Genomic DNA, 23,479 nt, shown 5'->3' with positions numbered 1-23,479 from the left:
ATTATCATAAAATACAACGATTGAAATTACAACATTTACAATCGTGTTATTTAGAATAATTTTTCATAACAGGCATTACGCAGCCAGATCGCAATATTTTTTCTTTCGTTTTCTGACTAAAATCATCAAAAACCTACAAAACTACCTGCCACCCTTACTGCCCCTGTTTATAGTGTTTCTAAAAATAATAAATAATTTTATTTTTTTTAGCATCCACAATCTATTTAACATCAACCAATTATCTGATTACAGCCTACGAAACACAAATTATTATGTTTTTTGCCTTTTGTAGATTAAACTCTTTTGCTACATTTGCGCCGGGCAAGTCTTTTACGATCAGCTCCCTTTGAACTCCCCCAGGGCGGGAACGAAGCAAGGGTAGAAGGTTGTAGCGATGCGATAAAAGTTGCTTGCCCATTTTTTCTTTTCTTCTGATAAAGTAAAAATTATACTAATTCTATTATAAGCTATTATTTCATAAAAGACCTCGACGGAATTGCGTAATTTTGCCTTCCGGTAATAGACAATTAACTCATTAACCAATTTGATAATTAAAAGATATGAAATTTTTTATTGACACCGCTAACCTTGACCAGATAAAGGAAGCACAGGACCTTGGGGTTTTAGATGGTGTAACCACAAATCCCAGCCTTATGGCTAAAGAAGGTATTACAGGTGATGCTAATGTAATTGCTCATTATAAGGCGATATGCGCTATTGTTGACGACAATGTTAGTGCTGAAGTCATCTCGACTACCTACGAAGAGATCATCAAAGAAGGTGAAGCTTTGGCAAAACTAGATCCAAAGATCGTTGTTAAAGTGCCAATGATCAAAGATGGCGTAAAAGCGATCAAATATTTAACATCAAAAGGCATCAGAACCAATTGTACCTTAATATTTTCTCCGGGCCAGGCCCTGTTGGCCGCCAAAGCGGGAGCATCTTATGTTTCTCCTTTCCTTGGCCGCTTAGATGATATCTCTACCGATGGCCTGCAGTTAATTGAAGACATCAGGTTGATATTTGACAATTATGGTTATGCCACAGAAATACTGGCAGCCTCTATCCGTGGCCCTCTACATATTGTTAACTGTGCTAAACTAGGTGCCGATGTAATTACAGCGCCATTGGCAGCCATTACTGCTTTACTGAAACATCCGTTAACCGATAGCGGCTTAGCTACATTTTTGGCTGATCATGCCAAAGCTTCCGGAAAATAATCACATAACCCATTAAAAAGCCCTGATGTTTAATCACATCAGGGCTTTTTAATTTATAAGGTTTTGTTTGTTACAACCTTTGCATACCGGCACTGGAAACCTGAAAATCCTCTCCGGCCAGCACCTGTTTAACCAGATCATAGTCAATCTGTTCATCGGGCGCTATCAAAATGCCTTTTACCCCTGCCCCATTTGCCGCTTCCACGTCCCGGGGCTTATCCCCAATCATAACCGACAAGGAAGGGTCTATATGATAGGTAGCAATAGCTTCCAGCAGCATGCCCGATTTAGGTTTCCGGCAATTGCATTCTTCCGAAACTGTTGGATGATGCGGACAATAATAGGCATGCGTAATCAATGCACCCTGTTCTTCAAATCTGGCACTTAAAGACCTGTGCATTTCCGCCAGCGTTTCTTCTGTATAACGTTGTTGCGCAATCCCACCCTGATTGGTAATGATGATCAGCAGGTAACCTTCATCATAAAGTTTCTTTAAGGGGCCAATCTGGTACTCCAGGATCTTAAAATCCTCCTGCCGGGTAATGTAATCGTATATCTCATGGTTCAGTACACCGTCCCGATCCAAAAAAACAGCTTTATTCATCTTATCTTTGTTTTAACTTTGTTTCCTTACATACCTGGTAAGGATAACAATGGTTTGTCCCTCAATTTTACCTTCAATCTGATCGGTATTGTTTTCAACCAGCCTGATATTTTTCACTACAGTGCCCAGTTTTGCACTTAAAGAAGAGCCTTTAACATCCAGTGTCTTTGTTAAAACAACCGAATTCCCGGTTTCCAGCAACTGCCCGTTACAATCCTTGTGGACCTCATTGGCAGTATTGCTTTCTTCATCAAGGCCTGCCTGTGCCCAGGCCAGCGTATCCTCATCCAGGTACATCATATCCAGACTGTCTGCAGCCCAGTTTTCATCTTTCAAACGGTTTAACAAACGCCAGGTAATTACCTGTACACCCGGCACTGCACTCCAGATGCTGGTCCTTAAACAATTCAGGTGTTTCAGGTCAGGTTCTTCTGTTTTCTCTACCTGAGCCAGGCATTTATCACAGATCATGACACAGTTATCTTCCGTCCGGCCGGCATGTGGTAAAACTTCAAACAACTTTAAAGATCCGGCAGATCCGCACAGTTCACATTTATTTTCGCTTCTTATCAGCAACTGCTCTTCCAATATTTTGTTGGTTTAATTAAAAAGCCCAAAGGTAGCAATTTCAAACAATTATGCGTTAAAGCCACCATCAATGGTAAGGGCTGTGCCTGTAATGTACTTCCCTTCATCACTGGCCAGAAAAGCAACCAGTCCAGCCACATCATCTCCTGTTCCATAATCTTTCAAAGCCATCCGGCTTCTTAAAAAATCTGCCAGTTCAGTATCTGATGGGTTCATATCGGTATTAATGGGGCCAGGCTGAACCAGGTTTACGGTGATGTCCCTTGGCCCAAGGTCACGCGCCAGTCCCTTCGTAAAGCCGCTAAGGGCCGATTTGCTCATTGCATACAGGGTAGCATGCGGACCTGTTGCATTGTCGGCCATATTGCTCCCAATCGTAATGATCCGGCCACCATCAGGAATGTGTTTTACAGCTGCCAGCGCAGATGCATATACAGCACGTACATTCACTGCCATCACCTGCTCATAATCTTCCATCGTATGTTCCTCAAAAGCTTTTCCTACATAAATACCGGCATTGTTTACAATAATGTCAATGTGCCCGAATGCCGAGATGGTTTTATCAACAGCATTGGTCAGCTCCGCCGGATCGGCACTATCTGCCTTGATGGCAATTGCCCGCCCTCCTGCCTGGTTAATTTCGGCTGCAATCCTTTCCGATTGTTCTGCCGATTTCGAATAGGTCAAAACCACAGCAGCACCCTCTGCCGCAAGTCTTTTCGTAATGTTGGCTCCCATACCCCTGCCGCCGCCGGTTACCAGGGCTATTTTGTTTTCTAAACGTTTCATCATCATCTTTTTTATAATTTATCTTCAAAAGTAAGGCCTCAATGCTATATTTGTAAGTACAGCTAAAATTGTTAGGTACTAACAAAACAGTAAGAAATGAGAAAAGACAACTCTACGAATGCTTTTAATGAAAAACAGATCAACGACAGTTGTGGCATGGCCTATTCTTTGTCTATAATAGGTGGCAGATGGAAACCGGCCATTTTGTGCAGGCTGTTGTATGGAAAAATGCGTTACAGCGATTTAAAAAAATCCATTGCCAATATTTCTGAACGGATGCTGGTTGCGCAGCTGCGCGAACTGGAAAGCGAACAGGTTGTACGAAGGATAGTCCATCCGGTTGTCCCGCCAAGGGTAGAATATGAATTGACAGAACTGGGTTTAACCATGAAGCAGATGCTAAAGGCCATGTCAGAATGGGGCAATATGCACCGAAACAAAGTGCAGGGTACCGAAAGCCAGATCCCGGTGGATACCTGTATCTAATGCCCCCCGCCTATAATTTCAGCCTTAACATTACCCAGTTTCCGGGAACAGTAAAATCCAAAAAAAGCGATGTATAGATAGCCCAGTGCAGGTACAAAGAACGAATGATGAATGCCCAGGCTATCGGCAAATGCACCCTGTACCAATGGAAGCAGTGCCCCACCAAGAATCGCCATTACCAATAATGATGAACCCTGACTGGTATATTTGCCCAATCCATGTATAGAAAGTGTAAATATGTTTGACCACATAATGGAGTTGAACAAACCAACGCTTATAATTGTCCACATCGCAAAAGAGCCCGCATTAACGATGGTAAGTATCACCAATACCACATTGATCAGTGCAAAAACCAACAGTGTTCGGGCAGGTGCTGCCTTGCCGATAAAGAAACCAAGCAGGTTAATGCCCATAAAAATCAAAAAGGTTGAGATCTGAGCAAAATTAAGGTCTACTATACTTGAAATGAGCAGAAAAACCGCAGCCGCAGCAACCAGCATAAAGCCAACTTTCTTAATGCCCGACAGGTTCTGGTTTAGGGATATGGCCCCCAGAAAACGGCCAATCATTGAACCGCCCCAGTATAAGGCCAGGTAGTTTTTGCTCACCGATTCAGAAATCCCCATAATTTCAGGAAGTGCCAGAAAGTTAATGATGAAGCTACCGATACATACCTCGGCCCCGACATAAAAGAATATGCCTAAAATACCAAGTTTCAGTTGTGGAAACTGCAGGGCACCCAGGCCCTTCTCGGTATGTTCTTCCGATTTAAATTCCGGGAGCTTAATGAGATACAAACATATAGCAATCAATACAAATACAGCCGTAAAGATAATGTAGGGCATTTCTGTGGCCTTTGCTGTAATCTTACCGCCCTCCGCAAAAAACTCAAAAATAAGGAAACCGCCTATCACAGGGGCAATGGTAGTGCCCAGCGAGTTAAAAGCCTGTGCAAGGTTTAAACGACTGGAAGCGCCCTCCGGTTTTCCCAATAAAGAAACATACGGATTTGCTGCAATCTGCAATAAAGTAAAACCCAATCCGAGTATAAACAATGCACTTAAAAAAAGTCCGTAAGCAGAAAAAACAGCTGCCGGATAAAACAGAAAACAACCAAGGGCTGCAATAAGAAGCCCCAGCAACATCCCGTTTTTATAACCTATCTTATTGATAGGATCGCCCCACAGATAGGAAGTCACAAAATAAATGACTGAACCAATAAAGTAAGCCCCGAAAAAGCAAAACTGTACCAGCATGGATTGCAGGTAAGTAAGGCTGAACAGTTCCTTAAGGTGAGGAATGAGCACATCGTTCATGCAGGTAATAAATCCCCACATGAAAAAAAGAGTGGTCAAAGTTGCAAATGGTATGGTATAACTGGTCTTCTCGGTCTGGTCGATCATAATCTGGCCCGTATTTTGGTTAGGTGGACCGTAAAGATAAAATCTTTAAACATAATTCACAGACTTCTTTTTAACTCTGTGCAAAATCAAACTCTTAGCGAAGCCCGGAAGCCCCTTGCTGCATAATATGATTCCGCACCGTTATGGTAAATGAATACAGTACCATAGCGATAATCGCCAAAAATAGCCCCGCCCAGTGCTCTGATAGCTGCAGGTGTGGTTATCCAGCTGGAGGTCTTGGTATCAAACTTTCCAAACTGCTGCAGCTCCCGGTATTGTTCTTCCGTTAATAACTCAATACCCATTTCAGCCGCTACATCCATCGCACTATTTGCCGGTTTATGCTCCTTCCTCGATGCCCAGGCCTGCTGGTCGTAACAAAGGCTTCTGCGGCCTTTAGGGCTTTCTGCCGAACAATCATAAAAAATATATTCGTCCGTTTTTTGATCATAACCCACTACATCAGGTTCACCACCGGTTATTTCCATGTCATCAAGCGACCATAATTTTTCTGTACTGGCTTCCAGCTTAGCCTGTACTTTAGCCCATTCCAAACCTTTATGACGGTTCATATTTTTTTCAAAACGCGCTTTCAATGTTTTGAGCAGTTCTTCCCGCTGTTGCGGCAACAATTCTTTTTTATTGTTTTTCATCTGTTAAAATTAAGAAAATATTTTTCTATCCTCAGGCCTGAAATACCAGGACACTACAGTCAGCACCAGCAATAACATGGGGCCGAAAAGTTCTTTAGCCTCATCTTTAACAAGCAGATGAGAAATTACAGCACCAGACATGGCAAAGAAAAAGCCTGCATATGCCCATTCCTTTACCAAAGGGAATTTTGGGACAAGCACAGCTACAACCCCCAAAATTTTCCATATTCCCAGCACGGTCAGCAGGTAAGCCGGATAACCCAAACGGGTAAAGCTTTCCACCTCCTCTTTTGTCTTCATCAGCTGTACAATTGCTGTAGATACCATGCCCAGTGCAAGCCAGCTGGTAGCAATCCAATAGATAATTTTATTCCGCTTTGTCATGATCCTTTATTTTAATTTGTTTACGACTTCCTGTAACCGGTTATGTGCCATATTGATACCCATGGCAAAAGGCAATTTTAGTTGCTGGTCCCTAAGTGCTACCGACCTGTATATCACCTGCATGTTCAGTTTACTCCTGCCTTCAGTCAGTGCTTCAAATTCCAGAAATTCAAGCTGAACATCAAAAGCTGTACGCTCCATTTCAAATGTCCGGGTGATTTTCTGTTCGGGAACAAATTCATGAATTACCCCATTGGCTTTAAATACCACATTTCCCTTAGGGTCCCTGGTTTCAAAGCCATAACTTCCATGTTTTTTATTCTCAAGCAGCAATACTTTTGTGCCCATCCATTGCTCAACAATTTCGGCCTCTACATATGCTTTAAAAAGCAATTCCAATGGCAAATCAAATTCCCTTGTAATCACAATTTCCTGCTTGCCCGCTTCGGCATTAACTTTAGTTTTTTGTTCCATACAGCGCTATTTTTTTGGTTGGTAATTTTTCATGATAGCTTCCAGTTTATTGAACCGTTCGTCCCACATCTGTCGAAATGGCTCGATAAAGTCAGATACTTCTTTCATTTTTTTTGCATTAATGTAATAGTAAATTTCCCTGCCGCTTTGCTCCTGTTCAAGCAATTCGCATTCAGTAAGTATTTGCAGGTGCCTGGAAACGGTTGGTCTTGCCGTGTTAAAATTTGCGGCTATTGCACCAGCCGTAAGCGATTGCGAAGCAACCAGCAGCAATATGGCCCTCCTTGTTGGGTCTGCTATGGCTTGAAATACATCTCGTCTTAAATTCATTATGTAGCTATTTGACTACAAATATAAACGTAGCTATTTAACTACGCAAATTTATCTGATTATTTTTTTGTCTGGTGAATTCCATCCGGTTTTTTGTTCAATAATGACAAGACGTGATCATAAAAAATATTAAAATAAGTTGCGCAATTAAATAGTTGCACATATATTTGCAATCATATGGTTGCATTAAGCACAGATACAATTGGTGTCCTGATTAAATGTGACCTGTTAACCTAAAAAACAATAAAGATGAAAAGGACAATCGTATATGCTGTTGTAGCACTGCTGATAGTATCATCCTGCAATAATGTAAAACAATCTAAAGAAAGTAAGGGATATGCTGAAGTCAACGGAATTAAAATGTACTATGAAATTTATGGACAAGGTGAGCCACTTGTTTTGCTGCACGGTGGTGGCTCTACGATCCAATCAACATTTGGAAGAGTCATCCCAATGCTTGCAAAACATAGAAAACTAATAGCCGTAGAGTTACAGGCGCACGGAAGAACTGGTGACAGGCCAGTGGACGCATCTTTTGAGCAGGACGCAGATGATGTAGCGACACTTTTGAAACACTTAAATATTGACAGAGCTGATTTCTTCGGCTTTAGTAACGGCGGGACAACCTGTGTTCAAATTGCCATTCGTTACCCTCAAATCGTTAGCAAAATAATTTTAGGTTCTGCACTTTGCAAACGTAGTGGAATGCCTGCACAATTTTGGGATTTCATGAAACAGGCAAAGCTATCTAATATGCCTGCAGAGTTAAAAGAAGCTTACTTACAAGTTTCTCCAAATCCTGCTGGCCTACAGGTAATGCATGATAAGGATGCAAAAAGAATGGTTAATTTTAGGGATATACCCGACGAACAGGTCAAATCAATCAAAGCTCCTACCTTTATCATCATCGCAGACCAAGATGTTATACAACCCGAGCATGCTATCGAAATGCACAGACAGATTACCAACTCAGAACTTGCTATAATCCCAGGCGTACATGGTGAGTATATTGAAGAAATAACAACACTAAAGTCCAATTCTAAAGAAGCACGCTTTGTAATTCCAATGCTTGAAAGTTTCCTTGACAAAGGAAGAAGAAAGTAAGCATACTATTTATCCTGCTTTACGAAGGTGAAATTCAATCTTACCTAATATCACATTCAGATCGAAAGGCTTAGCGATAAACTCATCAGCTACACAGATACTATTAAGGTGCACATCCAAATCTGCCGACATCATCAAAATCGGTAGGCTATCCCCTTCAGCAGATTTCAGTTCAGCACAAAGATCCAGACCATTTCCGTCAGGCAACCGTACATCCATCAGCAGTAAGTCTGGCAAGTGGTCATCAAGTCCCTGCCTGATATCCGATAAATTCTCATAAACACTTACCTGATACCCATGCTCAAATAAAACATGATTTAAAATAAAGCCGATATCTTTATCGTCTTCCAAAATAAAAACCTCTTTTCCCATGATTAGCTCCAATCTGTATAATCTAATAATATCATATCCCGTGTGTATTCACCATGGATAACAAAATCTTTTCGACATCATCCCTTATTTTGCTTTGCTTCCATACCTGCTGTTGTTTTCAGATAGAACACTGTCAGGGATTAAAAGTTTTGAAGGAATCGTTAAATGCAACGGGATCTGAAGGAAAGAATACAAAGGTTTGTTTATTTTTTCAAATATTTTCTTTTACAAAACCATATTCATACCTTTCGTGTCTAATAAATTATCACGTCTGGTGAGTCTAGATTAAAACCTTAACCTGTCATTCAACATGTCATTTAACTTGCACAAATTGCTACAAAAACAAAAAAAAAACATCCTTGAACTTTGGATGAAAAACCAACTCGCAGATGAAGGCCTTCGTGAAGATCTGATCAGCAATGAAGACCTAAGGAGTCAATCTGAAGAACTCATTTCCTCATTAGTTAATAATCTGACCTCTAGTGATATGGAAGATCTGGACGGCGACAATTGGAATCCTGTAATTGAAATACTTGGTGGAATTGCCATTACCAGGGCAAGACAGGGATTCAGTCCAAGAGAAACGGGCCGATTTGTTTTCTCCCTGAAAGATGCACTTTTGTCTATCTTACAAAATGAGATCTCAGATCCTAAAGTACTGTTTGAAGAATCCGGCAAGATCAGCCGTGTGATGGACAATCTCAGCATCATTACATTTGAAACATTCATTAAAGGCCGTGAAGAAGTAATCCTCAGACAAACAGATGAAATTGCTGAAATATCCACACCGGTAATCCGCGTTTGGGATGGCATACTTGCCCTACCCATCATCGGAACGCTGGACAGCTCCAGAACACAAATCGTGATGGAGAACCTCCTGCAGGAAATCGTAGAAACAGGTTCAAGCATCGCCATCCTGGATATATCAGGTGTACCTGCAGTCGATTCGTTAGTTGCACAACATTTAATCAAAACAGTAAGTGCAACCAGACTTATGGGCGCAGAATGCATCATTAGCGGTATCCGACCAGAAATCGCGCAAACTGTGGTACATCTTGGCATTGATCTATCCAACATCATCACCAAGGCAAGTTTGGCAACAGCCCTTGCTTATGCATTCAAAGTGCTCAAACTGGAGGTTAAAAGAACAACAATTATTAAAAACTAAAATACATCGCCATGGATAAAATTCCTATTCTTAGGATGGGAAACTTCTTGCTGGTTACTATACAAGTAGACCTGTACGACCGGCTCGCGCTGAACCTGGAAGCAGATTTGGTACAAATGGTTAGCAAAACCAATGCAAGAGGTGTTTTAATTGATATTTCGGCTGTTTCAATAGTGGACTCCTTCATGGGCCGCATCATCGGGAATATTGCAAGTATGTCAAAAATTATGGATGCTGAAACCGTAGTGGTCGGCATGCAACCTGCTGTGGCCATCACACTGATTGAACTCGGACTTCCCTTAAAAGGCGTCCACACTGCATTGAATGTGGAACGTGGCATGGATCTTCTTAAATCTATGATCGGTACCACCGAAGAAGAACCTGAAGAAGAGGACGATGATTATCTCACTGAGTAAGGATAACGTCCAGGTCGTAAAAGAACAGGATGTGGTGTTATTGCGGAATCGCGTAAAAGAAGTAGCAATTAAGATCAAAATGGGACTCGTGAATCAAACCAAATTGATTACAGCTGCCAGCGAACTTCTGCGTAACATGTTGCGTTATGGCGGTGGTGGCTTCTGCCTTATTGAAATTGTTTCAAAAGGCAGAGACAACGGCGTCAGACTTACATTCACCGATAAAGGCCCCGGCATTCCGGATCTTTCGCTCGCCATGAAAGACGGTTACTCAACAGGAAGAAGCCTGGGACTTGGTCTCCCAGGCGCTAAACGCCTCGTCAATGAATTTGATTTAAAAAGTAAAGTTGGAGAAGGAACGACAGTGATGATTTTAAAATGGGCCAATGGTTGATGCAACACACACCAGCTTCCCGGCAAACGACAGGAGCTATTTTTCTCTACTCAAAAAAGACATACACCGCCTGGCTGAAACTGCAGGCCTAACTAAACTACGGATTTCTGAACTGGACATTATTGTAGCAGAACTGACGAGCAACCTATTCAAATACGGAGAAAGTGGGGAAATCCTGTTTGGCACATTTCAAAACGGAGACGCTCCCTATATTGAACTCATCTGTATAGATTCAGGTCCCGGAATGCACAATCCATCCAGAATGCTGGTCGACGGAGTATCCACAAGTAACACCATGGGGCATGGTTTGGGTAGCATTAAACGTTTATCTGATACTTTCGACATCTATTCCCAGGTGGGATGGGGAACGATCATACTCAGCCGAATCTACGTCAAAGGCAAACCACAAAAAAAGGAACCAGTGACCATCCACCCGCTTGTCCTTTCAAAACCAGGAGAAACCACCAGCGGTGACGGCATTGCCTATAAAGTAACCAAAGACGGAATCAAACTGATGCTATGCGACGGACTTGGTCATGGGCCCGAAGCCAATAAAGCCATTAACGAAGCAGCAGCCTCATTCCGGGTATTCCCCGACAGCAGCCCAACGGAGACCTTAAGATTCATCCACAATTCCATAAAAAAAACGCGAGGCATGGTGGCAAACGTCGTCAACTACGATTTTAAAACAAAATGCTGGACCTCTGCCGGTATAGGAAACATAGCCGCAAGGTGGCTAGGTCCAGGTATCAGCAAAAATCACATGAGCTATAACGGAATAGTCGGGCACAACATACCCGCCAGCATGAACGATCAGCAGTATAGCAGTGAAGAATATAACCAGTTGATCTTATGTTCAGACGGAATCAAAACCCGCTGGGAAATGAATAAATATCCTCTGATCCAAAAATGTGACCCCGCAATTTTCTGTGCAGCGCTTTATAAAGACCAGGCACGCAGAACAGATGACATGTCTATCATTATTATTAAAATCAACTAAGAGATGACTGAGATTATAACGATATCGCTTGAAAACGAAATGGACCTGGTATTGGCTCATAAAAAATCCATGAAAGCCGCCGAAAAACTCGGACTTACCATCGCCACACAGACCACTTTTGCGACCGCCGTATCAGAAGTTGCCCGAACTGTCATAGATTATACCAACAACGGTTTGTTGAACATTTATATAGACGGCACCATCCCCCGCTTCAACCTAATGGCCCAAATTATCTTTAGCAGCGAAGCCAGATTAACCAAATCGGATGAAGGGTTTTACTACGCACAAAAACTTGTTCCAGAATTTGAAATGAGCACCTCCGGTACAGATCATTTAATTACCATGCGCATCGGTCTTCCCCGATTCCTCAAACTTGATCAACTGAAAATCAATTTACTCAAAGCATTTTTTGAAAAAGAAGAACCCATCAATGCCTATGAACAGATCAAACACAAAAACAGTGTACTCCATAAAATCACCGGAGAACAAGAAATAGAAATCAAACGGGAAAGAGAAATTAACGAAAAGAAAAACGAATTCATCTCCATTGCCAGTCACGAAATCAAAACCCCTATTACCGTCATCAAAGCCTATGCGCAAATGCTCAAAATGATGCGATCCGAATGTAGCAACAAAGCCAATGAAATCATAGACAGGCTAAACGGGCAAACCAATAAACTTAGCTATTTAGCCAATCAACTCATGGACGTTTCCAAAGTTGAGAACGGCAAATTACAATACAACTTTGAATCAACTAAAATTAATCAATTTGTAGGTGAGGTCCTATCTGTACTTAAACATGTTTATCCAGGAAATGAACTGGAGTGGAGCAATTGTGAGGAAACTGAAGTCAATCTCGACAAACTGCGCATGGAGCAGGTACTCACCAATCTGATCGGAAATGCATCCAAGTATTCCGCACCAAACTCAGCCATCAAAATTACAGGCACTGTTGCCCAAGAACAGATCATAATTGCTGTCATTGATAAGGGAATAGGCATGTCCGCAGAGAATATGGAACGTATATTTGAGAAATTCTACCGGAACAAAGAAATCACAGACAGCCACCCTGGACTTGGGATGGGGCTGTACATCACCTCAAAAATCATCAATGACCACGGCGGAAAGATTTGGGTTGAAAGTGAACAAGGAAAAGGCTCAGCCTTCCATTTCACAATTCCCCTGTTTACGCCAGCCAAAAACTAATCCATTCAACAACAGTGACAAAATACAGGTGCAATCGTTCTATCACCAAAAACACATAAAGCGTGGTGGTATTACTTCGGCAAAGCCCTGTAAATCACATCCTGTATCCTACTTCTAATATTTAACTGGTAAAGCTTCTCTGTTATTTTTGGATGTACACGGTTAGAGAGGAATACATAAATCAAATTATTTTTAGGGTCAACCCAAACGCAGATACCCGTAAAGCCTGTATGACCATATGTTCCGGGTGTAGTTAACTTTGAAGGATAGGCCTTGGTGGTATCAGGGTTAGACATATCAAATCCTAAGGCTCTCCTACTCGTTGCCGATTGCTTAGAGGTAAATAACGATACGGTTTCTGATTTAAGGTACCGCTCGCCACCATAAGTACCTTTGTTAAGCATCATCTGGTATAAGATCCCAAGATCATTGGCACTGGCAAATAACCCTGCATGACCCGAAATACCTCCCATTAGTGATGCACCAGGGTCGTGTACATAGCCATGCAGTAAAGATTTGCGGAAATTACCTTCCTCTTCTGTAGGTATGATCTGTTCTTTTTCAAAACGGTTTCTTGGTAAAAATCCTGCAGTATACATGCCAAGCGGCTTATAAAACTGATTCTGTACATAGTTGTCTATCGGTGTGCCCGACTGCCACTCTACAATTTCCTTCATCACGTACATATTCATGTCTGTATACAGGTATTCACCACGGTTCTTCAGTGGCGCCCGAAGGAAAGCTGGCCAAAACATCTCCTGAAAATAACCGGGTTTAAAGTAATAGCCATCAGCAACCTTAACAGGATATGCTTTCGAAGAGTCGGCACTATGGTCTTCGGGTTTAAGGTTGAGATAAAATGAAACCGCCGTAACACCCGATTGATGAGTAAGTAGCTCGCGGATTTTGATGTCACTCTTATTTGATTGCCTTGCATTCGGAATGTAATCGCCTATCGTTTTATCCAGTGCAATCTTTTTCTGGTCATACAATTTCATAGCCGACATGGTTGTTGCAGAAACCTTTGTAACCGATGCCAGATCGTAAATATCTGTCAATTTAGTTGGCGTCGTTCCATCGTAGGTATGTGATCCATAAGCTTTATTAAAAATTACATTCCCATCTTTTATCACCAATACCACTGCACTTGGGGTAGCTTTTTCACGAATTGCTTCTGCCGCAATCATATCAATACTGTCTAAATCTGCCGACCTGATCCCAACACTTTCGGGAGTTGAATATCTTAAACGGGTTTTTTCGGTTGCATAGCCAGCACCAACTTTGTATTTAGCACTAACCGTTTGTTTTAATGTTCCTTTTGCTGCAATGCCACCAAAGATCAACTGTGCCGATTGTTCAGTTCCTATAGCATTAACGGCTGTATTCCATATTACCGGGCCAGTAAAAAAGTCAAGCTTTTTGAGCAAGCTAAGTTCTCCAAAACCTGCAATAATCAATTCTTTTCTTTTTTGATTTTCAGTAATAAATTGAATAACCTCAGGATCGTTCAGTGATTGCGCAGTTAGCTGAATAATAAGCGTAGTATAAAATTTAAGGTGATCGCCCATGAGATTATCCAGATGTAGCGAATCCGTTTTATATAACGAACTTTCAAAACTTTTAATTGAAGCATATTTACTCAGCAAACTATCAAAAACCAACGCATAGGCAGAACCCATGTTGATGCTGGCTATCTTCTTGGTAGCAAGCCCTTTGAGCGGAATTGTTTTTGCTTGGTTGTTGAGCAGATAAACTGGAGTAGTAGCGGTTGTGGATACATGTATTTTTGTTTGACCATATCCTGCATTTTCAGTTGTAACGAAGATGAGGAGCAGTAAAAGCAATTTTGTAGCGGATAGTTTCATTTAAATAGGTTGTTTTAGCACTTAAAGGTAGTTAATATGCGGGTTAAGCGTCTTATTTTTTTAAAATCCACATAACTTGATTGGTATCATCGCTGCGTTCTAGCCCTTTTTCGGTGTGTATTTACCGTTGGAATGCTGATGAAAAGTTTTTCGGCTATTGCTGCATGATCATCTACTACAAAAATGCCTATTTTCATTACTTATATATTAATCTCTATCATGATAGAAGTTCCCTTACCAGGAGCAGATTGCAGATCTATTTTACCCTTTAAAAACTCAACGCGGTTTTTAATATTATGCCAGCCCATTCCAGCAGGTTGTTTCAACTGCTCGGTATCAAATCCATTTCCATCATCTTCTACGGTAACGGCTAATAATTTTTCCTGTGCTGATTGATGGAGTTGCACCAACACATTTTTTGCATTGGCATGTTTAACGATATTGTTCAATAGTTCTTGTATAATCCGATAAATGGTAACGGAGGTTGTTTGTGGGATTTCTGTTTGATGCATCCCGACCGATTGGTAACTTACATGCAGCACACCACTTTTGTCCATCTCTGTGCAAAGTTCCTTCAGTGCAGTGTCCAGTCCATAATTTACCAGTATTTCAGGCATCATGTTGTGCGCAACCCTACGCATTTCCTTAATGGAACTATCCAGCATATCAATGCTACGCTCAAAGGCATGCGCATTATCTGGGGTCATGATTAGGTTTTCCTTTATGCTACCTAATGAAAATTTTATTCCGCTCAGCATCCCACCAAGCCCATCATGCAGGTCTTTGGCCAACCGGGTACGTTCCTGTTCTTCGCCCTTCAATACAGCTTCAGTGGCAGTCAATTGTTTTTCGGTTTCTAATTCATCAATCTTTGCCTGTTGCAATTTTTGGCGGTGCTTGTAGTTGCGATAGGTGAGTAAAGAAATTGCTAAAAAAGCGACGGCTCCGGCTATTAAAAAATAATTAAGAATGCTTTTTTGTCGAATTTCTGCTGCCTGTAATTTTATTTGGGCTTCTTTTTTTTCTGTTTCAAATTTTTTAGAAATTGCTAAAGTCTTTAAGGTTACTTCATCGCCATTCAATTGATCTTCAATAAATCCCGCACTATCTAATGCTTTTTCGGCACCTATAATATCATTGGTTGCGTACAATATTGCAGAAAGTGATTTTAAATTTTTTTGGTGTTCGTATTTCAAATCAAGGCTATCACTAATGAATAATGCTTTGTTGATTGATTTTATAGCTTCTCCAAAATTCTTTTTATACAAAAAATAGTGCGCCATTCCTCTATTGGCAATGGTTTCACCTTCTGGGTCTTCAAGTTGTTGAGCTAATGCCAATCCTTTTTCATAATATGGTTTCATACCATCAGCATTGTAGCGGTGCAAATAAATATTGCCTATATTTAAAAGATTAGATTCTACACCCCGGCTATGATTTTGTTTTTTAAAAATGGTCAAGGCTTCGTTATAACAGGCAAAAGCACTGTCAGATTGTACTGTTTCATAGTTATTGCCCAGGTTGGTTAATGCCATACCCAAAGCAATTGCATCATCTTCCTTTCGTAAAATACTTACAGCTTCTCTTCCTAATTGCAATGCCTTTTCAATTTGGTTCAATTTTCGATAGCAATTTTGCATAACATCGCAAATACGGGCTACCAATTGTTTGTTTCCAATTTCTTCAAAATATTTTTTAGCAGTTTCGTAATACTGCAAAGCATTTTCTCCATCATTTAAATATTGATACACGTTTCCTGTATTGGCGTAGCATTTAGCCAATGCCAGTTTATCATTTAAAGATTTTGCTAATTCAATGGCTTGTTTATTTAATAGTAACGAACTATCAAACTGGGCTTTTTGATCCAATAAAGCAGTATAGTTGGAGATATATTTAACAATACCCCTTTTGTAATTTAGTTTTTTGCTCAATTGGCCGGCAAGACGATAATATTTTGCAGCCATTTGTGGATTGTTTAGCTCATAGACATTGCCTACCTCTATATACAATAAAACTTTAGCAGAGTCTTCTTTTGCTTTAGGCAATAATCTTAGCAAACTGTCTTTATTTATGACCGTTTGTGCCCGATTGGCAAAACCTATTAAACCAATTAAAAATACCAGCACTAATTTCTTCATACCCTAATTTACATTTTCCTGCCTGCAAATTAAATAGTGTAAAATCATATTTCCCATCCTCTTTTTTAATGATTTTTTAAGTATTCGAATATAAAAATCATCTTTTTTAATGATTGTTCGGTCTTGTTGTTCAATCTAATTTTACATCATAAAATCTAAAATCCATGAAAAAAATACTCATCTTATTCTTATTCATTGCAGGTGCAATAAGCAGCAATGCACAAGTAAAAAAAATTGATTCAGGTAAATTGGTTAAACCGGTTATTAACGCTAAGGTTAAAGGACAAATCGTTGTGCCGACAACGCAGCAAACGAATACTACACCAGCTACAAATGTTTCAATGGTTCCACCGCAGCAAACGGCAACAGGCATGTTATACACACCGCCATCAACCACAACACAAACTCCAAATCAGCCCACTACAACAACGAATTCGACCACTACACCAACGGCCCTTCCAGACATGGTTATTACAAATATTAGCTTTTCTCCCAATACAGGTAATACTTATGCCGTAAATTATACTTTAAAAAATGTTGGCACTGCCGCTGTAAAAAAAGGTTTACTATCCGTACAAAGCTACATAAATGGTGCCCCCGCAGGAGGTGGCAATTCTACCAGCCTAACAACAGAAATAAATCAATTGCTAAATCCCGGAGAATCTATGAATAGCAGAAATACATTTGGCACTAATGGTATCATGGTGGGCAATGCATACACATTTGAACTTTGTGTAAATGGAATGAAATCAAATGTTGGCACTACTTCCGAAACATGGGTTGGGCAGCAGTTTTCTGAATTGAATTTTACAAATAATGTGATACAATCGTCGTTTACCATTCCGCCGCCACCACCAGCTCCGGCAGATATAGAAGTTACCATTACCAAAATAGAAAAGAGCCCGGTGGATACAGCATCATTCGTTAGGATTTATTACACCTTAAAAAATATTGGTGAAACAGCTATTCCATCAACGGCCTCACTAAGCTTACAAAGCAGAGTTGAAGATACAGATAATAACCCTAGTACTTTTCTGGAAACCGCGTGTTGCGGGCAGGCCACTGGGGGGGATACTGTGAACGCAGATGGAATCCCATTTACGCCAGGGAACGTAAAAGAACTTTTCTATGATGCGAGAGTAGCTGGAGGCGCTAATTTTTCCACCTTGCCCAAAAATGTACTTTACAAGTTCAACATTCAAATAACCGGAGCTGGTTTTACCGATGGCAACAATTCAAATAATAAAAGCGGGTATAACTATTTACTTCATTAAAGATGAAACCTATAAAAAACATTCTCCTGTTTAATCTGCTATTGATGCTAAGTTATACTGGTTTTGCCCAAAAGCAGACTTTTGATGTATTAAACTATACCATGCCCAACGGTTGGGATAAAACAGAAATGGCAAATGGCATTCAACTGTCCACCAAAAACGATGGTAAAGGAAGTTATGCAGCTGCTATTATTTTACGTTCGGCAGCGACGGAGGCACCGGCAAACGAAAACTTTACTACCAGCTGGGAAAAACTGGTAAAAGGTACCGTGTCTGTTTCTGGAGAACCAACCCTGCAAGACCCTGCTACTGAAAAAGGATGGAGCGTTTTGTCGGGACAAGCCAGCTATACCGATGGCGCCAATAAAGGATTAGTAACGTTGATAACCGCTACAGGCAACGGCAAAATGGCGAACGTGGTAATCATGACCAATACCGATAAATATCAAAACCAGATACTGGATTTTATAAAAAGCCTCGACCTGAACGAAACGGCAACTGCACAGAACAACAACACAAACGCAGTTTCTCCCACAACTGCTACAACCGGTTCAGGAAATAAAAATCTGTATTCCATTACTGTTCCGCCCACCTGGAGTTTAAATGCAGGTGGAAATAGTTTAATGTTAGAGAAAAACACCACTACAGGAAAAAGAATTATTGAGTTTATGAGTATGATAAAATCATCGGGTAATTTAGAAAATGATATGTCGCATATTTTTTTCGAGGTGTTTGATGGCTGGGAAACACGGATTCCAGGTATCACAGTATTTACAGAAGCTGAGTGCGAAAAAGGGACGACCTGCCAGGGATTGAACTATTATATGATGTCCAATAGCATAAAGAAAAGAGGTGGGTATGATGTGATCAAAGCAACTGTATTGCTTGTACAAGCTGGCGATAAAGTAGCCATTATTAATTCTACGGATAACATTTTAGGTGGTGAGGTAGAAATGGCTTTACACTTTTTATTATTTAACCTGAGAATAAAAGGACTGGGCGAAAAAAGTATAAATTATAAACAACAACTGATAGGCACCTGGGCATCAGGCAGCGGCACCTATGGTAATAGTTTGAATTCAGCCACCATCTACACAGCAGACGGAAAATCTTATGTTACGATACAATCTTCAACTACTTCAGGTTATGATTATTATAATAACCTGATAAAAACCAAACAATTTAAAAGTCAAAGCGAGTATAGCTTTACTGAAAATGTATTGGTAAGGAAATCGTCATCGGGAAGTGAAAGTAAATATTTTATACGGTTCTATTCCCGCAGATACGGTGACAGGCCATGGGAAAGTTATATGAGTTTGTATGACTGTAACTATGATAAAAACAAAATAGAAGCGGTTCTTCATTTTCATAAGATTTGATTTTAACAATGAGAAAAATACAATCCATCTTCGTCCTTTTCTTTACGCTATATTTTGTGCCTTGCAAAGCGCAGAGTGACCAGGAACTGAGCAGGGATTCGGAAATTGGCTGGCAATACATCAGCAATCCTATCAATGCAAAAGCCGTTTATAAACCTGTTAAAAGCCAGTATGGCGATGCTGTATATTCTGCATGGCAGCAACAGGCATCGGATATACTGATCAACTGGATACAACAATCTTACCTGCCCCGTGGGATGGTGATGCGTACCATTGCAAAAAATGATGAACGTTGGTATGTAGATGGCAATGGTCCCCTGCATAGTTATGGTGTCAATTTTTTAGGTTATGCAGCAACGTTTGCCCATGGAAAGATCGATCTGCGTTGTTGCGAACAAGGCCAAAGATTGGTGGCAGGGTTTAATGATTTCCCTGGTGTAGCTATAAAGGGGTTTACTCCCGGCGGTATGTATTTTTTTGCAGAGCAGGTGCAATTTACGAGTGGAGATGATGAAGCTCAATTAGCCAAAGAAGGAATAGATAAAAAGATCCAGCCTAATGTCTATAAGTATCGTACTTATCTGGATCATTATCATGACAATGGCCAACAGGTTTTTAAGATCGGTGTTGTGGTTCCTAAAAATGGTGATTGGCCTTTTAAGCCGGTGCTGGTAAGGGATGCAGTGGCCTATATTCAACAGCAGTTAGCGGCCTACCCTTCCATTCTTCAAAAAAATCTGTACTCGGTAGAACCAGTAAAAAAAGCATTGGAAAGACTGGCACCTTATTACAATGAAGTGGTCAAGTTAAATGCAAATTATAACTATAACAATGCCATCAACGATGGTAACGGCCATTACCTGCTGAATCCCGAAGCGATCATCAACGGGAAACCCATCAGTAAAACATTTTCAGAGTACAACATTCTTGTTACTACCACTCAGCAAACCATTGACCAGTCAAAAAAAGATGATCCACTTTGGTTATATGTTAACCTGACACCAACAAATGTAACACTACAAGGAAATCCTGCAAAATTCGATACTAGGTTTGGCACAGGTATATCGCACATGGTATATTCTTTATTGAATAATTTTAATTTTGATTTTGTGGCCAAATGGCTGGTGCAACCTGGTGCAAGAAAAACTATGGTTTATGCTCCTGTAAAAACTCCAGTAAGAGCTACGGGCAATATTGCTTTAGCACCTACTGCTGTTTCTGCAACTGCATCAGCAAAAAACAAAGATCCCTACACCATCTTGTATGAAGATTTTGAAGGCTATCCCACCGGCGCAATATCTTCCAAAACATGGCATACAGCAGGATATGGTTTTGCAAATGCTTCTCTGGCAAGTGTAAGTGGGCAAAATGGTAAATGGGTAAGTATCCCTGCAAAATTTACTTTCTATCCTGACCTCGCCATTCCACTCAGGGCAACCTATACCGTAAATTATGATGTATATTTTGGGCCGGGCATCTCTAATAAAAGAGTGATGCATTATGTGCGGCTGGATGGCTATGACCCCAAAGAAAAATATCCGCAGCCGATGAACATGAACAGTGCGGTGGATAAAGGAACAGACTTTGCCATCGCCATGAGCGGCGAAACCACAACAGAATGCAAATTCAGGAAAGGCCAATACAAGGAAATGAACCAGGATGTAAGGATTACTGCTTTTAAAGAAAAAGACATCGCACATGTAAGCGTAGCGGTAAATGGTACTTCGGTTGCTATTTCGGTAAACGGCAAGGAAGTAATCAGAAATGATAATGCCAGGCCCTCTGACCAATTGTATAAACGTATTGGCTGGTATTGCAGCGAACCAAATATGCTGCTAGGCAATATTTATATTAAAAGCAATAGTGCTGTTCAAAATAATATACCAAAGGAGCCAACATTTGCTGGAGTGATAAAAGATAAGAAAACTACCATACCCGATGTGGCTACATTTGAAACTTCGGATTACGCATTTAAGCCATTAGAAAAAATAGATAAAATGCCGGCAATAAATTACCCTGCCGGGTTTAAAAGTGCTTCACCCATTCCCGCCCAGGCGGAAGGGACTAATAAAGCAGTGGCTGCATTACCAGCTTTTAAAGCACCTGCCCGTTCTGCATTGTTAGATGCCCTGCCCAATACAGCGATGGGCAATGCGGCATTTCAAAAAATTATTGACGATTTAAAAACCCAGGTTGCGGCAAAATTAAATATAGACAATACAAAAAAGATCGACTCTTACCTGAAAACAAAGAAAGCAATAACTTCCAAAGCCATTGCCGCAGAAGCCATTGGCGTATGGCTGCAAGGAAAGCCCACGGTGGCTTTGTACCTATTCTGCAAAACACTACAGGCAGATTATAACGATATGAATACTGCCAACAATTTGGCATCGTTACTTAATGCTTACGGGTATTCGGAAAAAGCCATTCCGGTTTTGCAGTATGTCAATTCAAAAGTAAATGGTTCACCGGAAGTGCTGGCCAATATGGCTGCTGCATTTTACAACCTGGGTGATATGAATAATGCTTTAAGCTTTTCCGACAAAAGCATTGCCAAAGACAGCCTGAATACAAACGCCAATAAAGTAGCCGCCTTTGTACATTTAACTAAAGCATCACAAACCAATAATAAAACTGAAGCGGATAAAGCCATCGGTTGTTTGAAGCAATCGCTCAAAGGGCAATACGATAAAGAAGCATCAGACCTGCTGCAAAAAACAGAAGGCAATCATCAAAGCCAAAGCGATTATACCAATACCAATTTCAATGAATTTCCTATGTTGAAGCGCCTGGAATTTCCTGCCATGAACGAAGATCTGTCTAAAGCAAAATCGTTCAATCAGTTTTTGGAAAAAGAAAAAAGCAGCTTATCGCAAACCGCAGAAAATATAATGGCAGCATATAATAAATTACCCAAGCCGGATATGAAGCAGTGGGTTGCAACTATTAATCGAAACGCTGGATTGGCAATGCGGATAACAAAGGCAGACCATATTGTAAACCAAAGCATGATCGCGTACACGAAAATGAAAAGCGACCTGGAGCAAATTTTTACGCAGGATAAAAAAGCATTAACGGCAACGTATAATAAGAAGATAAGCGACATCACTAAAAAGTATTCAGCACAGCTAAGCAAATTAGAAGGCGGTGAAGGCAAGGGAGAAGAAGAGGAAGAAATGGAGCGCCTGAAGAAAGCCCGTTGTGAAGAATACAACAAAGAAAGCGCAAAATACCTTTCGGATGTAGCTAAACTTACTAACCAGTTTGCACAAAAAAGCGAATTGGTAAGCCGCAATTGTTTCAGGGATTATGCCAACTGGAAACCCGTGCAACAGAATGACAGCAGTAACCGCTGGTTTTTGGATGCGCAGGCAAAATATATTACCGATATAAGGAAAATACTGACGATGTACGCTGAAATAGAGCCCTGCGTTTATTCGTCGCAGTCATCGAAAGAGAATAAAATGCCATCCAAGCCAAAACAATGGGAAGAAGATTATTGTGCCAACTTCAAAGGAACGCTGGGGCTGGGTCCTACAAAGATCGGGTTCAATTGTAACTCCATGAGCATAACAGGTGGCGAAGGTTTTGTGGGAGACTTGAGCCTTAATTTTAATGAGAACGGTACGTTTAAAGAAGCAACCATTGGCGCAGGCATAGGAGTAGAAGCGCATATCGGCAATCAAAATATAACAGCAGTTTCAGCAGGCGCATCTGCGATGGAGTACATTACCATTGGTGCCGGGCCAAATGGTGGGTTGCAGGTAACAGACTGGGGAATTTCTGCAGGCGTTTCGGCCGGGGGAAATATCGGTGCGGTTAGTGGAGAAGCCAATATTGCCTCCACTAATATTTCTGTAAATGAGGGAGTAAAAGCAAGCGGTTATATTGCAAATGTGCTGGGTTTAAACAAGCCATAAAATCATCTTTTTCTCCTTATTCTCATATCGCTTGCCTTGCACGCTATGCCTTGCAAAGCGCAGAGTGACCAGGAACTGAGCAGGGATTCATGAGGATTGGTGCATATTTTAGTTTTTTCCCTAAAAACAAAAACCCTGCAATCATTTGATTTGCAGGGTTTTGTATAGTTTTGATATTGAATCTTGTGATCCCGCTGGGATTCGAACCCAGGACCACTACATTAAAAGTGTAATGCTCTACCAGCTGAGCTACGGAATCATCGTTCTTTGTTGAACTTTTACCCTAAGCGTTTCCGTTTAAAGTGGTGCAAA

The 23,479-nt window shown here is 40.8% G+C and carries 22 protein-coding genes, 1 tRNA gene and 1 other RNA gene; 12 read left to right on the top strand and 12 right to left on the bottom strand.

Features of this window, described 5'->3' with window-relative positions; genetic code table 11:
* Positions 1-319 precede the first annotated feature (319 nt).
* Together ffs and fsa are read left to right on the top strand one after the other, a co-directional pair.
* Positions 320-419: signal recognition particle sRNA small type (gene ffs, locus PHEP_RS21915), an RNA gene on the top strand.
* Positions 420-560: 141 nt separating this feature from the next.
* Positions 561-1,220 carry a fructose-6-phosphate aldolase gene (fsa, locus tag PHEP_RS10570; RefSeq protein ID WP_015807947.1) on the top strand — a complete coding sequence of 220 codons (660 nt, stop codon included), beginning with the start codon at positions 561-563 and terminating at the stop codon, positions 1,218-1,220.
* Positions 1,221-1,290: 70 nt separating this feature from the next.
* On the opposite strand, the gene PHEP_RS10565 is transcribed toward fsa, so the two are convergent.
* The 3 genes from PHEP_RS10565 to PHEP_RS10555 are packed head-to-tail and all read right to left on the bottom strand — an operon-like array spanning position 1,291 to position 3,207.
* A complete protein-coding gene (locus tag PHEP_RS10565; protein WP_015807946.1) occupies positions 1,291-1,824 on the bottom strand; it encodes a D-glycero-alpha-D-manno-heptose-1,7-bisphosphate 7-phosphatase in 534 nt (177 codons plus the stop codon).
* A 12-nt stretch (positions 1,825-1,836) separates the two neighbouring features.
* Positions 1,837-2,412: a PhnA domain-containing protein gene (locus tag PHEP_RS10560; RefSeq protein ID WP_015807945.1), complete on the bottom strand. Its 576-nt coding sequence runs from the start codon at positions 2,410-2,412 to the stop codon at positions 1,837-1,839.
* Positions 2,413-2,460: 48 nt separating this feature from the next.
* Positions 2,461-3,207 (bottom strand): SDR family NAD(P)-dependent oxidoreductase, encoded by a 747-nt coding sequence (locus PHEP_RS10555; RefSeq protein WP_015807944.1) that lies wholly within the window; start codon positions 3,205-3,207, stop codon positions 2,461-2,463.
* A 90-nt stretch (positions 3,208-3,297) separates the two neighbouring features.
* Between PHEP_RS10555 and PHEP_RS10550 the strand changes: the two genes are divergently transcribed.
* Positions 3,298-3,687: a winged helix-turn-helix transcriptional regulator gene (locus PHEP_RS10550; protein ID WP_015807943.1), complete on the top strand. Its 390-nt coding sequence runs from the start codon at positions 3,298-3,300 to the stop codon at positions 3,685-3,687.
* On the opposite strand, the gene PHEP_RS10545 is transcribed toward PHEP_RS10550, so the two are convergent.
* The 5 genes from PHEP_RS10545 to PHEP_RS10525 all read right to left on the bottom strand — a co-directional run bounded on the left by PHEP_RS10545 (position 3,684) and on the right by PHEP_RS10525 (position 6,931).
* Positions 3,684-5,090: a sugar MFS transporter gene (locus PHEP_RS10545; protein WP_015807942.1), complete on the bottom strand. Its 1,407-nt coding sequence runs from the start codon at positions 5,088-5,090 to the stop codon at positions 3,684-3,686. The genes PHEP_RS10550 and PHEP_RS10545 overlap by 4 nt on opposite strands.
* Before the next feature lie 86 nt (positions 5,091-5,176).
* Entirely contained in the window at positions 5,177-5,743 is a 567-nt protein-coding gene (locus tag PHEP_RS10540; protein WP_015807941.1) for a DUF4256 domain-containing protein, read from the bottom strand.
* A gap of 9 nt (positions 5,744-5,752) precedes the next feature.
* The gene (locus PHEP_RS10535; protein WP_015807940.1) at positions 5,753-6,127 is read right to left on the bottom strand and encodes a DoxX family protein; all 375 of its coding nucleotides are present in this window, start codon (positions 6,125-6,127) and stop codon (positions 5,753-5,755) included.
* A 6-nt stretch (positions 6,128-6,133) separates the two neighbouring features.
* Entirely contained in the window at positions 6,134-6,601 is a 468-nt protein-coding gene (locus tag PHEP_RS10530; protein ID WP_015807939.1) for an SRPBCC family protein, read from the bottom strand.
* Positions 6,602-6,607: 6 nt separating this feature from the next.
* Entirely contained in the window at positions 6,608-6,931 is a 324-nt protein-coding gene (locus PHEP_RS10525) for an ArsR/SmtB family transcription factor (protein ID WP_015807938.1), read from the bottom strand.
* 249 nt (positions 6,932-7,180) lie between these two features.
* On the opposite strand from PHEP_RS10525, the gene PHEP_RS10520 reads away from it, so the two are divergent.
* A complete protein-coding gene (locus PHEP_RS10520; RefSeq protein WP_015807937.1) occupies positions 7,181-8,035 on the top strand; it encodes an alpha/beta fold hydrolase in 855 nt (284 codons plus the stop codon).
* Between the two features lie 9 nt (positions 8,036-8,044).
* On the opposite strand, the gene PHEP_RS10515 is transcribed toward PHEP_RS10520, so the two are convergent.
* Entirely contained in the window at positions 8,045-8,407 is a 363-nt protein-coding gene (locus PHEP_RS10515; protein ID WP_015807936.1) for a response regulator, read from the bottom strand.
* A 310-nt stretch (positions 8,408-8,717) separates the two neighbouring features.
* Between PHEP_RS10515 and PHEP_RS10510 the strand changes: the two genes are divergently transcribed.
* The 5 genes from PHEP_RS10510 to PHEP_RS10490 are packed head-to-tail and all read left to right on the top strand — an operon-like array spanning position 8,718 to position 12,591.
* Positions 8,718-9,575, top strand: coding sequence for an STAS domain-containing protein (locus PHEP_RS10510; RefSeq protein ID WP_015807935.1), 858 nt, complete (start codon positions 8,718-8,720; stop codon positions 9,573-9,575).
* Positions 9,576-9,610: 35 nt separating this feature from the next.
* On the top strand, positions 9,611-9,991 hold the full coding sequence (locus PHEP_RS10505; protein ID WP_238326465.1) for an STAS domain-containing protein: 381 nt from the start codon (positions 9,611-9,613) through the stop codon (positions 9,989-9,991).
* Positions 9,972-10,385 (top strand): anti-sigma regulatory factor, encoded by a 414-nt coding sequence (locus tag PHEP_RS10500; protein WP_015807933.1) that lies wholly within the window; start codon positions 9,972-9,974, stop codon positions 10,383-10,385. Before PHEP_RS10505 ends, PHEP_RS10500 begins: the two co-directional genes overlap by 20 nt.
* Positions 10,378-11,385: an ATP-binding protein gene (locus PHEP_RS10495; RefSeq protein WP_015807932.1), complete on the top strand. Its 1,008-nt coding sequence runs from the start codon at positions 10,378-10,380 to the stop codon at positions 11,383-11,385. Before PHEP_RS10500 ends, PHEP_RS10495 begins: the two co-directional genes overlap by 8 nt.
* Positions 11,386-11,388: 3 nt before the next feature.
* Entirely contained in the window at positions 11,389-12,591 is a 1,203-nt protein-coding gene (locus PHEP_RS10490; protein WP_015807931.1) for a sensor histidine kinase, read from the top strand.
* A 71-nt stretch (positions 12,592-12,662) separates the two neighbouring features.
* Here the strand turns inward: PHEP_RS10490 and PHEP_RS10485 are convergent, their stop codons facing one another.
* Entirely contained in the window at positions 12,663-14,456 is a 1,794-nt protein-coding gene (locus PHEP_RS10485) for a serine hydrolase domain-containing protein (protein ID WP_015807930.1), read from the bottom strand.
* Between the two features lie 200 nt (positions 14,457-14,656).
* Positions 14,657-16,594: a tetratricopeptide repeat-containing sensor histidine kinase gene (locus PHEP_RS10480; RefSeq protein ID WP_015807929.1), complete on the bottom strand. Its 1,938-nt coding sequence runs from the start codon at positions 16,592-16,594 to the stop codon at positions 14,657-14,659.
* 164 nt (positions 16,595-16,758) lie between these two features.
* Between PHEP_RS10480 and PHEP_RS10475 the strand changes: the two genes are divergently transcribed.
* From PHEP_RS10475 to PHEP_RS10465, 3 genes are read left to right on the top strand one after another with little or no spacing between them, the layout of a single operon-like run.
* Positions 16,759-17,868, top strand: coding sequence for a hypothetical protein (locus tag PHEP_RS10475; protein WP_015807928.1), 1,110 nt, complete (start codon positions 16,759-16,761; stop codon positions 17,866-17,868).
* Between the two features lie 2 nt (positions 17,869-17,870).
* A complete protein-coding gene (locus PHEP_RS10470; RefSeq protein WP_015807927.1) occupies positions 17,871-19,247 on the top strand; it encodes a hypothetical protein in 1,377 nt (458 codons plus the stop codon).
* A gap of 8 nt (positions 19,248-19,255) precedes the next feature.
* Positions 19,256-23,167 (top strand): tetratricopeptide repeat protein, encoded by a 3,912-nt coding sequence (locus PHEP_RS10465; RefSeq protein WP_015807926.1) that lies wholly within the window; start codon positions 19,256-19,258, stop codon positions 23,165-23,167.
* Positions 23,168-23,353: 186 nt separating this feature from the next.
* On the opposite strand, the gene PHEP_RS10460 is transcribed toward PHEP_RS10465, so the two are convergent.
* A tRNA-Lys gene (locus PHEP_RS10460) sits at positions 23,354-23,426 on the bottom strand.
* Between the last annotated feature and the right edge of the window lie 53 nt (positions 23,427-23,479).

It is taken from the genome of Pedobacter heparinus DSM 2366 (assembly GCF_000023825.1).
GTDB classification, from domain to species: Bacteria; Bacteroidota; Bacteroidia; order Sphingobacteriales; family Sphingobacteriaceae; genus Pedobacter; species Pedobacter heparinus.
Note: the sequence above shows the minus strand (reverse complement) of the source record. Positions and strands in the feature narration are given on the sequence as shown.